Raw genomic sequence first — 14,408 nt, 5'->3', positions numbered from 1 at the left:
GATAATGTGTTATACTGACCATTATATACAAAAGGATTTATAATGGATTTTAGAATTGAAAAAGATACTATGGGAGAGATGAAAGTCCCAAATGATAAATACTGGGCTGCCCAAACACAAAGAAGTGTTGAAAACTTTCCAATTGGTAATGAAAAAATGCCATCAGAAGTTGTAGAGGGTTTTGCCTACCTTAAAAAAGCTTGCGCAATAGTAAACAATAAATTAGAAAGATTAGATGATATAAAATGTAATGCTATTGTAAGTGCTTGTAAAGAGGTTATTGAAGGTAAACTTGAAGGAAACTTTCCTTTAGTTGTTTGGCAAACAGGTTCAGGAACACAATCAAATATGAATATGAATGAAGTTGTAGCAAATAGAGCAACTGAGATTTTAGGAAAAGATTTTAGAGAAGAGAAACTTGTACATCCAAATGATGATGTAAACAAAGGTCAAAGTTCAAATGATACTTACCCTACTGCTATGAGAATCTCATTTGTTTTAGAGTTACAAAAACAACTAATTCCTGCAATTAAAAAACTAAAAGATACACTTCAAGCAAAAAGTGAAGAGTTTAAATCAATAGTAAAAATAGGAAGAACACATTTACAAGATGCTACACCTTTAACTCTTGGTCAAGAGTTATCAGGATATGTTGATATGCTTGAAAAAGCTTTAATGCAAGTTGATGATAGTTTAAAATATCTTGTAGAACTTGCAATTGGTGGAACTGCTGTTGGAACTGGTCTTAACTCACACCCAGAGTTTTCTCAAATGGTTTGCGAAGTTTTAAATGAACAAACAAATACTCAATACAAATTTAAATCTCATCCAAATAAATTCCATGCATTAACCTCTCATGATGGAGAAGTATTTTTAAGTGGTGCATTAAATGCTCTTGCAGCAAACCTAATGAAAATAGCAAATGATGTTAGATGGTTAGCATCAGGTCCTAGATGTGGAATTGGTGAACTTAATATTCCTGAAAATGAACCAGGAAGTTCTATTATGCCAGGAAAAGTTAACCCAACACAAAGTGAAGCTATGACGATGGTTGCTGTACAAGTTATGGGAAATCATACAACTGTATCAGTTGCAGCTAGTCAGGGTAACTTTGAACTAAATGTATTTAAACCAGTTATTGCATATAACATTTTACAATCAATCAAATTGCTAAGTGATACTATGCACGCATTTAATGACAAATGTGCAGTTGGTATTGAACCAAACAATGAAAATATAGAAAAATACTTAAACGATTCACTTATGCTTGTAACTGCTTTAAACCCATATATTGGTTACGAAAATGCAGCAAAAATTGCAAAAACTGCCCATAAAAATGGTACAACATTAAAAGATGAAGCTATTGCTTTGGGATTATTAAGTTCTGAAGAGTTTGATAAATATGTCAAACCAGAAGAGATGACTTATCCAAAAAAATAAAAGTACAAAGCAAAAGCTTTGTACTTAATTATTTAAAAATATAGGGATTTTGTGCTCTAATTTTTTTATGACAAACTTTTTTATCATCATGCTCGTGGTCATGATTATGTTCATGGGTATGACTTCCACAAGAAGAACTTTTTTTATTTGCTTCATGCTCTTTAATTATATTTTTTAATTCATCTACTGAAAGTTCATTTAATAGATTTTCATCAAAACCTTTTATAACATCACTTGTTGTTACTCTACCTTCTCCTGCAAATAAAACTTTAATATTAGTTTGAATAACTTTATTAAAAGGTTTTGAACCCATCTCTTTAATAACTATTTTATCTACACCTTTTTCTAAAAACCAATTTACAAGTTGTGAACCTTTTTCATAAGGGTTTTTTTCAACTCTTAATTCTTTCCCATCATAAAAAGCAAAATATTTTGCTTTACCAAACAGTGGTGAAACTGCCGCATTTTCTTTATCCGTTTTTACTGGAAATGTAATCATCTGTTTTCTCCTTATTGTGATAATGATTGTATATATTTACTGACATATTTATTATTAACATTAAAAAAAAGAAATATATAAATGTTCTTTTCATTAACTTAATCATAATATTAAACCTTCTTAATACTTTTTACTATAATCTTATAGGAAAGATATATAATAACAGGCCAAGAAAGTAACCATATAAATGAACTTAAATACTCCATGTTATTCTCCTAATAGTTGTGAGAAGAGTTTTCCATCTCTTCTTTTGTAATTTTTACTCTATCCATTTGATACCAAACATAAATAATATAGGCTAAAACAAAAGGTACCATCAACGAAACATAAGACATTGTTGTTAAAGTATAATGGCTTCCTGAACTATTTACTATAGTTAAAGAACTTTGTAAACTAGAAAGGGATGGATAATATGAGGTATTGTTTAATCCTACATTTAAAAATAGTGCCATCACTGTTAAAACTACACCTACACCACCTGTTTTTATGCAACATGTTTTATTAAAATGTATTGTTAAAAATACTGCAATCACAACAAATAAAACACCCAATATAAACATACAAAAAACAATTGGCATCTCAATAAAATTTATAAGATATTTATACTCTTGAATATAAACTATTCCATTTGAATCATAAGCAAAGCCCTCTTTTGTAAAAAGAAAAAACAAGAATATTAGAAAGAAACCTAAAAATATTGGCATATCAATTTTTATACTTTTTATTGCTCTTTGTCTAATAGTTTCATTATCTATATTATTTATAAAATATAAAGCTCCTGTAATTCTAACCAAAAAGAAAAGAGCAAAACCTAAAGATAGATTAAAAAGACTAAATGCAGCTTCTAAACCTCGTAAAGAGCTTTGCCAGTGGGAAAAATTATTTTCATCAATAATAAAATTTGAACCTGAAAAAAATGTTGCTATTGCAGTACCTAAAAGAATAACACCTAAACTTCCATTTATATATAAAAATACTTCATAAGTTTTTTGTCCTAAAAAATTATCTGCTTTCTTTCTATACTCATAACTAACTGCTTGGATAATAAAACAAAATAAAATTGCCATCCAAACCCAATATGCTCCACCAAAACTTGTAGAGTAAAATAGAGGAAAAGCTGCAAATAATGCTCCACCAAAAAGAACCAGTGTTGTAAACCCTAATTCCCATTTTCTACCAAGTGAATTTATAAGCATTGTTTTTAAAACTTCATCACCTTTTGAGATTCGTCCCAATAATGTTTGTCCACCTTGAACAAACATTATAAAAGCAAAAAGACCACCAAGTAAAGAGATTATTATCCACCAATATTGTTGTAATTGTAATAGTGTAAGTTCTTCAAACATCTTAGTGCCCTCCTTCTATTCCAAGTTTAATCTGTTTTAACATGATTTTTATCTCAGCAATTAAAAGTGCTGTGAAAAGAAAAGCAAACATAAAAAAGGTAATTTGTACATTAGAAGATGCAATATCAGTTACGGCAATTCCAACTGGCATTAAATCTTGTATTGCCCAAGGTTGTCTTCCAACTTCTGCAACTATCCATCCTGCTTCACTTGCAATATAACCTAAAGGTATAGAAGCAACTGCACTAATAAGTAGTTTTTTTCTTAATAAAATATCTCTTTTCAAAGTAAAATATAAAATCAAACTAAAAAGAACTAAAAACCAAGACCCTAAAGCAACCATTATATGAAATGAATAAAAAGTTATAGCTACAGGTGGTACAACATCTTCAGGTTTTTTCAAATGTCCATATCCAAAATATTTAATATTTTCTTCTAAAGTTTTTTCATATTTTTGCATAGTTAAAATATCATTCTCTTTTTTAGCATCTTTATAATTCTTTAATGCCTCAATTGCTATTTTCCCTTTTTGTATTTTTGATTCTACAGATTCAATTTCATATTCTTTATTTCCATAAACTAAATCTTTTAGTCCAGGAACAAAAGCATTTATATCATGATAGGCTAAAAAGGATAAGGCATAAGGTGCCTCTAGTTCAAAAAGATATGTTTCTTCATCATTATTTACACTCTTTTTAGGATTTAATACCCCTATTCCTACTAATCCAGCTTTTTCTTTCCCTTCATATAAACCTTCCATTGCTGCTAATTTTACTGGTTGTTTAAGTGCAACTTGGTGAGCCGATTCATCACCTGTTAGAATTACAAATATTGAAGTTATTACTCCAAATACAGCTCCTACAACAATTGACCTTTTTGCAAACGTAATTTCTCTTCTTTTTAGTAAAAACCAAGCAGAGATACCAACAACAAATAAAGAAGCAACTATATAACCACTTGATATGGTATGTAAAAACTTAATAATTGCAACAGGAGAAAGAATAACATCCCAAAAATTAGACATCTCATTTCTTACCGTGTCAGGATTAAACTTCATTCCCACAGGATACTGCATCCAACCATTAGCAACTAAAATCCAAAGTGCACTCAAGTTTGAACCAATTGCAACTAACCAAGTAGATAAAAGGTGAAACCCTTTACTAACTTTGTCCCAACCAAAAAACATTACAGCAAAAAATGTTGATTCCATAAAAAAGGCTAATATACCTTCAACAGCTAAAGGTGCTCCAAAAATATCACCAACAAACCAAGAGTAATTTGCCCAGTTTGTACCAAACTCAAACTCCATTATAATACCTGTTGCAACACCTATTGCAAAATTAATAGCAAATAATCCCATCCAAAATTTTGTAATCTTCTTCCAAAACTCGTCGCCTGTTTTAACATATATTGTTTCCATAAAAGCAACAATAAAACCTAATCCAAGAGTTAATGGAACAAAAAGCCAATGGTATATTGCAGTTAAAGCAAATTGAGCCCTAGACCAATCTATTAAATGCTCTTCCATATCTATTCCTTTGTCAAATTCTTATAAACAAATTCAATTTTTTGATCATTAGATTTATATTCTGTATTTATAGATTTATCATATATAAAGAGATTAAGAATAGTAAATATTATAAGTAATTTAATAATTACTATTTTCCATAAAGTTTTTCCTAAAGTGAGGTTTTTAAAACCATCAATATATAAATTTAATATTTTATTGTATTTGTTCATCTTATAATTCTTTTATAATTATTACTTATTGGAATTATACAACTTTAATATTAAGCAAAAGTTAATTTTATTATAATAAAAAATTATAATAAAAGATATATAAGTAAGAATATTATGTATAAATATTCTTACTTAATTTTAAAAAGTTACGAAAATTAGGCTTTTCTTATTAGTTTAGTATTAACAACTGCAATATCATTTAAGCAATTAAAAATTTCTGAAGTTAATTCTTCAATATATTTAGCTTTTTCTTTTAATTCATTATTATTTGCTTTTTTAGCATTTAAATCCATAAATATTTGTACAGCATTGTGTACTGCTTCATGCTTTTCTTTTAAAATATTCCATTCAGAAGAGTTAGTAAACTCTTTTTGGTTTTCTTGTGTATCAACTATCCATTTTCCTAAATTACAATTTGTAGATTTTGTAACATCTATATCTCTAAACTCATTTAAAAAAGAAAAATGCTTTTTCTTAAAGTTTATATGATCATTTTTATATTTTGAAATATTTTGGATTAAATCTACATCATCAACCATAAAATAGTATTTTTCATTTATTTGTGCTTTTTGAGTAATACCTAATAATCTTGAAGACAACTCTTCTACTTCCCTTGATAAATTATCAATATTTGAAGATGTTGTAGCATTTTTTTGTGTCATCATATCTAAAGTAGTTATTGCATCATTTATTTGAACCATTCCATCTTCTTGCTCTTTTATAGCTGTAGATACATTGTCAATTATACTTTTAGTATCTTCAATTTTTGATGAAAGCTTTCCATAACCTTTAATCATATTATTAGTAATCTCTTTACCTTCAAAGGATTTATTTGAAGCTTCTTCAACTAAAGTTTTAATAATTTTTGCAGCTTCAGCACTTCGTCCTGCAAGATTTCTAACCTCTTGGGCAACAACAGCAAAGCCTTTTCCTGCTTCACCTGCTGTTGCAGCTTCAACTGCTGCATTAAGAGAAAGAATATTTGTTTGAAATGATATTTGATCAATTACAGATATAGCTTCACTAATTGCACTAACTTTTTCATTTATCTCATCCATTGAAGAAACAGTTTTTAAAGCTTGTTCATTACCTATTTTTGCTGTTTGATTTAATTCATCAGAGATAGTAAGCATTTTTGATACATCATTACTACTAGATTTCATATTACTTGTGATTTGTTCTATTGATGCTGCTGTTTCTTCCAAAGAACTAGCTTGTTCATTTGCACTATTTGATAAACTATTTGATGAAGCGGTTAAAACTTTTGTATTACTTTGTAACTCTTTTCCAGCATTTGTAATCATAGCAATAAGTTGAGAGATAGATTGTCCTAAAAGAACAGAACCAGCAGACAAACTACCAAAATCTCCGTACATACCAATTTTTTGTTTTTCTGATAATCTAAAATCGTATTTACCAACAGCATAATTATCTAATACTAGATTTATATTATCAACTTTTTGTTTTGTATAAGTTATCATTTGATTTATTATAACTCTTAAAGATTCAACCTCATTTGTTGCACCTTTTTGATTGATATTATATTCTAAAAATCCATTTGAAACTTTTTCAACAACATCTGAAATCTCAGCTACTACATTTCTATCTTGCTCAATTATTGATTTAACTTTTTGCATTTGCTCATTCATATGTTGATTCATTTTTGAAAACTCATCTTTACCATTAACTTCAATAGGTTTTAAATAATCTTTTTCTCTAATTACATACTGAAAAGAATATTCTAATCCTTTTTCAAACTCTTTAAGTGCGCTAACAATTTTTCTTGTAATATAACTAGTTACAATAAATACTAGTAAAATTAAAACTAAAACTATTATAGAAGTTGAAGTAAAGCTACTTGATAATTGATTTGTTTTATTTTCAATATACTCCTCTATTTCATTTGAAATATCTTCCCCTTTTTTAGAAAAAAACTCTATTCGTTTTGTTGAAGTTTCAAACCATTTATTATAATCAACTCCATAAATATTGTTATTTAGTTGTTTTAAAGCATTAATAGCTTCCAAATCGTTAATTTGTATAGAATCATTAATTTCACTTGTTGTTTTTCCGTTTGTTATAGCTTCTTGTATATCAAGTGTATATCCCATATATTCATCAAATATATTTTTTAAAGTTTTAACTAATCTTTTTTCCTCTTTTGTTATACCTTTTATTCTTCTATATTTGTTTAATTCTCTTGAGATACTAGAGTGGTATCTTTGTAATTTATTTAAACTTTTTGAATCTTTATTTAATAAATAATCTTTAAAAGTTTGAATAAAACCTCCAAAACCTGCCAAACTTGTAACTCTTGAGATTATTTCATCTTTAATAGCTTTATTTTCTATTATCTCTCTAAAGTTATCTGTTTGCTTACAACTTTCGCAATTTTCTAAATCTTTTAATAACTCTTTTTGCTCTTTTTGACTTAATACTTCTAAATACAAAGAAAAATACAAATTTTGAGATGAAACAGTTGTTACATATTCTTCATAATCCTTATATTGAAGTACACCTTTTTCAAATATATCTCTTAATACCCTTCTTTCAACAGATGCAAACTCTGTAATATTTACAATAGCTAAATATGCTTGTAATTTTTTTGATAAAATACCATCATTATTGTATGTTTGAGAATCATCAATAAAAAACAAAACTTTATTATTTAAAAGTCTATAAAAATCTAGTAATTCACTATCACTTAAAGAGATTTTATCAATTTTTTCCCTTATAATTTTGAGTTTATTAAAATCTTTTTTTATATCAATAATCTTTTTTTCAATCTCATTTGAATAGTTTCTAAAATCAAAAGTAGTTAAGAAATTTTCAATTTTTTTAATCTTTTCATCAGAGCTTTTTCTAATAGTATCTAATTCGTTAGAAAACTCTTTTCCATAACTATTAATAAATATTAAACTATATTCTCTTTCCTCTTGTAATGATTTTAATAAATGACTTGAAAGTAGTGATAATTCTATATATTCTTTTGATTTTTCGAGAGCTTTTTTTTCTTTAATTTTTTCATATACATTTTGACCAGATAAAAAAATTATTGCTAAAATTGGTAAAGCCAAAATAAGTATTATTTTATTTTTTAAAGATAGATTATTCATATAAACTCCCAGTAAATTTTAATTGGAGTTTATCTTTTTCTTATTACATTTCAGTTACAAATAATTTTTTAAAATCAACCTAAGTAAATAATTTATCAATAAAAGAAAAACCATTTTTACAATCATTTAAATAGGACAAGCCAAATAAATTATAATGATTTAAATAGTGATATGTATTATAAATAATTTTTTTATTATTATACTCTTTAGATAAAGGCAAAGTGTCAGAATATATTTTATAAAACTCACTAGAAAAACCACCAAACAACTGGGTCATTGCAATATCCACTTCCCTATCTGCAAAATATACTGCTGGATCTATTAGATATATTTTATTTGAAAATAAAACATTACCTGACCATAAATCCCCATGAACAATAGAAGCATAATCGGTATTTGTATTTAGAAAATTGATAATCTTTTCTTTTTGTTTGTAAAGTATTGTTAAAAAGTCCTCTCTTATTATCTTGTTTTCAATTTTTTCAACTTGAAACAAGAGCCTATATTCAAAGAAAAAATCACCCCAATTATTTGAAATAATATTTTTTTGTTCCGATAAACCTATAAAGTTATCATAATCTAAACCATAAGAATTAAATTTTAATTGATGTAGTTTTGCTAAAGAATATCCAAAAACTTCCATTTGAGTTTTATTAGAATAGTTATGAATAATTTTTTCTAGTGTTAGTTCTTGTTTTGTAACACTATAAATATGAGGTATATTTAAATGACAATTTTTGGCAGTTGTAATATACTTATCTAATAATTCCAATCCTCTTGATTCTTTAATTAAAGAATCATTATCATAAGGATTAGTTTTAATAAACATTTTAATCTAGTTTATTTTTGGCAATATTAATGTCATTTTCATATTTAAAAATCATATAATCAAAAAGTGTAGCTTCCATATTTTTACTAAAAAACATTTTCATCTCTAGTAATCTATAACTAACTCTAAAAAAAGCAGTAAAAGGCATCAAGTAGCTAATAATTGTTTCATATTTTCTGTAGGGATAGTATTTGTCAAATTCAAACTTTAAACGACTTAAAACTTGGTTTTCTTCTAAAAGTTGTTCTTTTGTTTTTGAATTCATTGATTTAATCCCAATAATTAAATTTACAAAAAACATTAATAAGTTTAAACTCCATCCATAAATAAAAATATCTGCGTAACTCATTAAGTTTCCTTATTAATAAAAAGTGATAATAAAATTCTATCAAATTATTATTTAATTTTCTGAAGAAATTTTATATGATATTTTTGTATAATACGAACTTTAAAGGAAACAAATGAAACTTCTTGAAGAGAATATTACTTTAACAGTGGATGAAAATTATATTATTGAAACACTAAGTTTAAATGATAAAAAAATCCTTGAACTTGGCTGTGGCGCAGCTACAATGACTCAAAAAATTGCATCATCTGGTTTTAGTAGAGATATTATAGCTTGTGAAGTTGATGAAATTCAACATAAAAAAAATCTAAAACTTAATATTCCAAATATAAAATTTCTACTTAATGGTGCTGAAAATATAAAATTAAAAGATGCTAGTATAGATATTATTTTTATGTTTAAATCTTTTCATCATATACCAAAAGAGTTAATGAAAAAATCATTACAAGAGATTAAAAGAGTATTAAAACCTAATGGCTTAGTATATATTTCTGAACCACTTTTTTTAGGGAAACAAAATGAACTAGTATCTATTTTTCATAATGAAGAAGAGGTAAGAATTGATGCTTTTAATGCCATAAAAGAGTTTGTAGATAACGATGAGATAAAACTATTTAAAGAGTTTTTCTTCCAAACAGAAGTTGTGTATAAAAATTTTGAAGATTTTAAAAAAAGACAAATGCACGTAACATACAATGATAATAATATTACAAAAGAGATAGAAGAAGAAGTTAAAAAAAGATATGAAGAGCTTAGCAAAGATGAGCTATCTTTATTAAAACCTTTTAGAGTAGATATCTTACAAAAAGTATAGAAGAGAGAATAATGACACAAAACGAATATAATGAAAAAATTGAAACTTTAATAAACTGGGCAAAGGCATACTATGTTTACGATAACCCTATAGCAACAGATGAAGAGTATGATAAACTAGCTAGAGTTTGTTTAGCCTATGAACAAGAAAACCCAGATAAGAGTCATCCAAACTCACCAAATAAAAGAGTTGGTGGTTTTGTTTTAGAAGGTTTTGAGAAAGCTTCACATCTTTCAAGAATGTGGTCACAAGAAGATGTTTTTAATACAAAAGAGTTAGAAGATTGGATTAATAGAGCAAAAAAAGTAAATACTAATCTGGAATTTTATTGTGAACCAAAATTTGATGGGGCTAGTTTAAATCTAATTTATGAAAATGGTGTATTAAAACAAGCTATTACAAGAGGTGATGGGAGTATTGGCGAAGATGTTACAAACAATGTTAAAACAATTCACTCTATCCCTCTTCAAATAAAAGAGAAATCTTTAATCGAAATTCGTGGTGAGATTGTAATTAGAAAAAAAGATTTTGAACAAATAAACCAAGAAAGACTTCAAAACAATGAAGCACTTTTTGCAAACCCAAGAAATGCTGCTTCAGGAAGCTTAAGACAATTGGACCCAAGTATTACAGCAAAAAGAAAACTATTTTTTAACGTATGGGGTGTAGGGCAAAACTCTTTAGAAAGTAAAAATTATAGTCAAATGATGGAATATATCTACTCTTTAGGATTTGTAAAACCACCAATGCAAACAATAGCAAAAGATGTTGAAGAGATAGAAAAAATATACCATGAAATAATCAAAGCTAGAGATAGTATAGAGATGATGCTAGATGGTATGGTAATTAAAATAGATGATATAGAAACACAAGAAGAGTTAGGATATACAGTAAAATTTCCAAAATGGTCTTGTGCATATAAATTCCCAGCAGTAGAAAAAACAACAAAAATAAAAGATATCGCACTACAAGTTGGAAGAACTGGTGTTATAACTCCTGTTGCTATTGTTGAGCCAACATTGATTGATGGTTCAACTGTAAGTCGTGCAACTTTACATAATTTTGATGAGATTGAAAGATTAGATTTAAAAATAAATGATGAAGTGATCATTATAAAAAGTGGTGATATCATCCCAAAAATCACTAAAGTATTTTATGATAGAAGAGATGATACACAAATTGATATTTCTAGACCTACATCATGCCCTACTTGTGAAAGTGAAGTTTTAGATGAAGGGACAATGATAAAATGTCAAAACTTAGATTGTCCAAGTAAAGTTGTAAACTCTATAATCTATTTTGCTTCTAAAAACTGTATGAATATTGATGGTTTAGGAAATAAAATAGTTGAATTATTAGTAAAAAAGAAAAAGATATTTGATATTTTAGATCTTTACTCTTTAAAATATGAAGATTTGGAAAACTTGGAAGGCTTCAAAGAGAAAAAAATCAATAATCTTTTAAATGCTATAGAAAATACAAAAGGAAGTGAACTTCATAGAGTAATAAATGCCTTAGGTATTGAACATATAGGTGAAGTTGCTTCTAAACAAATCTGCTTAGAATTTGGACTTAATGTTATAAATATAGATTATGATTCTTTAGTAGAATTAGATGGAATTGGTGAGCAAATGGCAAACTCTTTTTGTGAATTTATAAGAGTAAATAAAGACCTTGTTGAAAAACTAATCTCTATAATTAACCCAAAAGTTGAAGAAAAAGTTGAAGTTCAAGAAAATGCTTTTAAAGGCAAAACTGTAGTATTAACAGGTACTATGAGTAGAAGTAGAGGTATCATAAAAAAAGAACTTGAAGCCTTAGGGGCAAAAGTTAGCTCTTCTGTATCTAAAAAAACTGATTATTTAATTTTTGGTGAAGATGCAGGTAGTAAATATGATAAAGCAGTTGAACTTGGTGTTACAACTTTAACTGAAGATCAAATGCAAGAGATGATTTAAATCATCCTTGCAAATAATTTTTAAAATAATTTTATCTTTTAATTCTATACACCTTCACTTGTTACTTTTTTCTATAGTTTTCCCAATATATAAGGAAAATTTATAAATTTTTCTTAAATTCTTCAATTAATGTTCTATAATAAATTATAACAATTTGAAGGCTGTGAAAATGAGTGAAAATTATAGAAGGGAAAAATCGTTAACAATGACAATGTTAATGACACCAGAAAAAGCTAATTTTACTGGTAACAATGTCCATGGTGGGGAAATCCTTAAAATGCTAGACCACGTTGCATATGCCTGTGCTGCAAGATATACAGGTATGTATGCAGTAACCTTATCAGTTGATATGGTTTTATTTAAAAATCCTATTAAAATAGGTTCTTTAGTGACATTTCATGCATCTGTAAATTATACAGGAAGAACATCTATGGAGATAGGTATTAAAGTTATTTCTGAAGATATAAAAGACCACACAATAAAAAATACAAATGTTTGTTACTTTACAATGATTGCAATGGATGAAAATGGAAATCCAACATCAGTACCAAAACTAGAACCTGAAACAGAAGATGAAAAAAGAAGATACAATGATGCTATAAAAAGAAGGGAAATTAGAATGGCATCAAGACACTCTAAATAATTATAAAAGAAGAGAATTAATTCTCTTCTTTACTTTCAATAAATTCTTCGTAAGAACCTTTAAAGTCTACAATAGAACCATCAGGTTGAATCTCAATAATTCTATTTGCATAAGCATCTAATAATTCCCTATCGTGTGATACACAAATTACAGAACCAGGATACTCTAATAATCCCTCTCCAAGAGCAATAATTGCTTCAAGATCAAGGTGGTTTGTAGGTTCATCAAGAACCATAAAGTTTGGTTGTTCAAGCATAATTTTTGATAACATCATTCTATGCTTTTCTCCCCCTGAACAAGATTTTACTTTTTTCTCTTGCTCTTGACCGTTGAATAGCATTCTTCCTAAACAGTTTCTAATCTCTGCAATATCAGCATCTCTATCAAAATCTCTTAACCAATCATATAAAGTCATATCTCCATCAATAATATCAGTTGCATTTTGAGGGAAATAACCATTTTGAATAGTTGCACCCCAGTGAACTTCACCAGCATCTTGCTTTACATTTCCTACTAAAATCTCACAAAGAGTTGTTTTACCAATACCATTTGGACCAATTAATGCTATTTTATCACCCTTTTCAAGTGTAAATGAGATATCATTTAATACAACTTCTCCATCATAAGATTTAGAGATATTATTAACCATTAAAATCTCTTTACCAACTTCTCTTTTTTGTCTAAAGATAATTGAAGGATCCCTTCTACTTGAGATTTGAATTGCTCCAATATCTAATTTATCAAGTTGTTTTTGTCTTGATGTTGCTTGTTTTGCTTTAGAAGCATTTGCAGAGAATCTAGCGATGAATTTTTCTAACTCTTCTTTCTCTTTTTGTTTTTTATTCATATCTGCTTGTTGTTGTTTTGCCAATACAGTTGATGCAATATACCAATCATCATAGTTACCAGTAAACTCTCTGATTTGTTTATAATCAACATCTAAAATATGTGTACATACAGCATTTAAGAAGTGTCTATCGTGAGAGATTACAACCATTGTTCCATCATGGTGTTGTAATTGATTCTCTAACCAACCAATTGTTTTAATATCAAGGTTATTCGTAGGCTCATCCAGGAATAAAATATCTGGTTTTGGGAAAAGCACTTGAGCTAATAAAACTTTGAATTTATCTCCACCTGTAATAGAACTCATTAAATCTTGATGCATTTCAGCAGGAAAACCTAAATCTTCTAAGATTTTAGTAATCTTAATATCATATTCATAAGTTGGGTCTTCTTCAACACTAACTATCTCTAACTCAGCTAGTCTATTGTTGATTTCATCAGTGAACTCTTCACTCATGTAAAGTTTTTCTTTCTCTTTTATTGCATCATATAATCTTTTATTTCCTAAAAGAACAGTATCAAAAAGTGTGTAATTTTCATATGCAAATTGGTTTTGTCCCAATGTCCCAATTTTTTTACCACTTTGAACTTGAATTTCACCTTCTGTTGCATCTTCAATCCCAGAAAGAATTTTTAGAAAAGTTGTTTTACCAGCACCATTTGCACCAATTAAACCATATCTTTTCCCTGTATCAAATTTTAAGTTTATATCTTGAAACAGCACTCTAGGACCAAATGCTTTTTTTAAGTTAACTACTTGTAACATCTATTAATACTCCATTTCTTTGTTATTCGCGGATTATATCGTAAAGTAACTATAAGTAATGTTAT

12 protein-coding genes are annotated in these 14,408 nt (G+C 27.5%); 4 read left to right on the top strand and 8 right to left on the bottom strand.

What is annotated here, in order from left to right:
- The first annotated feature begins 42 nt into the window (after nucleotides 1-42).
- A complete protein-coding gene (fumC, locus tag ACKU3H_RS10835) occupies nucleotides 43-1,440 on the top strand; it encodes a class II fumarate hydratase (RefSeq protein WP_320033874.1) in 1,398 nt (465 codons plus the stop codon).
- A 28-nt stretch (nucleotides 1,441-1,468) separates the two neighbouring features.
- Here fumC and ACKU3H_RS10830 read toward each other — a convergent pair whose 3' ends face one another.
- The 7 genes from ACKU3H_RS10830 to ACKU3H_RS10800 form a co-directional block, all read right to left on the bottom strand.
- A complete protein-coding gene (locus ACKU3H_RS10830; protein ID WP_320033873.1) occupies nucleotides 1,469-1,939 on the bottom strand; it encodes a NifB/NifX family molybdenum-iron cluster-binding protein in 471 nt (156 codons plus the stop codon).
- A gap of 215 nt (nucleotides 1,940-2,154) precedes the next feature.
- The gene (gene cydB, locus ACKU3H_RS10825) at nucleotides 2,155-3,285 is read right to left on the bottom strand and encodes a cytochrome d ubiquinol oxidase subunit II (RefSeq protein ID WP_320033872.1); all 1,131 of its coding nucleotides are present in this window, start codon (nucleotides 3,283-3,285) and stop codon (nucleotides 2,155-2,157) included.
- 1 nt (nucleotide 3,286) lies between these two features.
- Nucleotides 3,287-4,813: a cytochrome ubiquinol oxidase subunit I gene (locus ACKU3H_RS10820; RefSeq protein ID WP_320033871.1), complete on the bottom strand. Its 1,527-nt coding sequence runs from the start codon at nucleotides 4,811-4,813 to the stop codon at nucleotides 3,287-3,289.
- A 2-nt stretch (nucleotides 4,814-4,815) separates the two neighbouring features.
- Entirely contained in the window at nucleotides 4,816-5,025 is a 210-nt protein-coding gene (locus ACKU3H_RS10815) for a DUF4492 domain-containing protein (RefSeq protein WP_320033870.1), read from the bottom strand.
- 155 nt (nucleotides 5,026-5,180) lie between these two features.
- Nucleotides 5,181-8,141: a methyl-accepting chemotaxis protein gene (locus tag ACKU3H_RS10810; RefSeq protein WP_320033869.1), complete on the bottom strand. Its 2,961-nt coding sequence runs from the start codon at nucleotides 8,139-8,141 to the stop codon at nucleotides 5,181-5,183.
- A gap of 79 nt (nucleotides 8,142-8,220) precedes the next feature.
- Complete coding sequence (locus tag ACKU3H_RS10805) at nucleotides 8,221-8,970, bottom strand: fructosamine kinase family protein (RefSeq protein WP_320033868.1); 750 nt, start codon at nucleotides 8,968-8,970, stop codon at nucleotides 8,221-8,223.
- A 1-nt stretch (nucleotide 8,971) separates the two neighbouring features.
- Complete coding sequence (locus ACKU3H_RS10800; protein WP_320033867.1) at nucleotides 8,972-9,319, bottom strand: hypothetical protein; 348 nt, start codon at nucleotides 9,317-9,319, stop codon at nucleotides 8,972-8,974.
- 112 nt (nucleotides 9,320-9,431) lie between these two features.
- On the opposite strand from ACKU3H_RS10800, the gene ACKU3H_RS10795 reads away from it, so the two are divergent.
- From ACKU3H_RS10795 to ACKU3H_RS10785, 3 genes are all read left to right on the top strand, one after another.
- Nucleotides 9,432-10,130, top strand: coding sequence for a class I SAM-dependent methyltransferase (locus tag ACKU3H_RS10795; protein WP_320033866.1), 699 nt, complete (start codon nucleotides 9,432-9,434; stop codon nucleotides 10,128-10,130).
- 11 nt (nucleotides 10,131-10,141) lie between these two features.
- Nucleotides 10,142-12,088, top strand: a complete 1,947-nt coding sequence (ligA, locus tag ACKU3H_RS10790) for an NAD-dependent DNA ligase LigA (protein WP_320033865.1) — start codon at nucleotides 10,142-10,144, stop codon at nucleotides 12,086-12,088.
- A gap of 169 nt (nucleotides 12,089-12,257) precedes the next feature.
- Nucleotides 12,258-12,731 (top strand): acyl-CoA thioesterase, encoded by a 474-nt coding sequence (locus tag ACKU3H_RS10785; RefSeq protein WP_320033864.1) that lies wholly within the window; start codon nucleotides 12,258-12,260, stop codon nucleotides 12,729-12,731.
- Nucleotides 12,732-12,747: 16 nt separating this feature from the next.
- On the opposite strand, the gene ACKU3H_RS10780 is transcribed toward ACKU3H_RS10785, so the two are convergent.
- The gene (locus ACKU3H_RS10780) at nucleotides 12,748-14,343 is read right to left on the bottom strand and encodes an ATP-binding cassette domain-containing protein (protein ID WP_320033863.1); all 1,596 of its coding nucleotides are present in this window, start codon (nucleotides 14,341-14,343) and stop codon (nucleotides 12,748-12,750) included.
- Nucleotides 14,344-14,408: the final 65 nt, after the last annotated feature.

It is taken from the genome of Halarcobacter sp. (assembly GCF_963675975.1).
Lineage (GTDB): Bacteria > Campylobacterota > Campylobacteria > Campylobacterales > Arcobacteraceae > Halarcobacter.
This window is presented reverse-complemented; position numbering and strand designations above follow the sequence as displayed.

Coding starts and splice junctions, on each gene's coding strand:
- ACKU3H_RS10805 (WP_320033868.1), bottom strand. CDS start 8,970: ATGTTTATTAAAACTAATCCTTATGATAATGATTCTTTAATTAAAGAA.
- ACKU3H_RS10780 (WP_320033863.1), bottom strand. CDS start 14,343: ATGTTACAAGTAGTTAACTTAAAAAAAGCATTTGGTCCTAGAGTGCTG.
- ACKU3H_RS10795 (WP_320033866.1), top strand. CDS start 9,432: ATGAAACTTCTTGAAGAGAATATTACTTTAACAGTGGATGAAAATTAT.
- ACKU3H_RS10810 (WP_320033869.1), bottom strand. CDS start 8,141: ATGAATAATCTATCTTTAAAAAATAAAATAATACTTATTTTGGCTTTA.
- ACKU3H_RS10830 (WP_320033873.1), bottom strand. CDS start 1,939: ATGATTACATTTCCAGTAAAAACGGATAAAGAAAATGCGGCAGTTTCA.
- fumC (WP_320033874.1), top strand. CDS start 43: ATGGATTTTAGAATTGAAAAAGATACTATGGGAGAGATGAAAGTCCCA.
- ACKU3H_RS10800 (WP_320033867.1), bottom strand. CDS start 9,319: ATGAGTTACGCAGATATTTTTATTTATGGATGGAGTTTAAACTTATTA.
- cydB (WP_320033872.1), bottom strand. CDS start 3,285: ATGTTTGAAGAACTTACACTATTACAATTACAACAATATTGGTGGATA.
- ACKU3H_RS10815 (WP_320033870.1), bottom strand. CDS start 5,025: ATGAACAAATACAATAAAATATTAAATTTATATATTGATGGTTTTAAA.
- ACKU3H_RS10785 (WP_320033864.1), top strand. CDS start 12,258: ATGAGTGAAAATTATAGAAGGGAAAAATCGTTAACAATGACAATGTTA.
- ligA (WP_320033865.1), top strand. CDS start 10,142: ATGACACAAAACGAATATAATGAAAAAATTGAAACTTTAATAAACTGG.
- ACKU3H_RS10820 (WP_320033871.1), bottom strand. CDS start 4,813: ATGGAAGAGCATTTAATAGATTGGTCTAGGGCTCAATTTGCTTTAACT.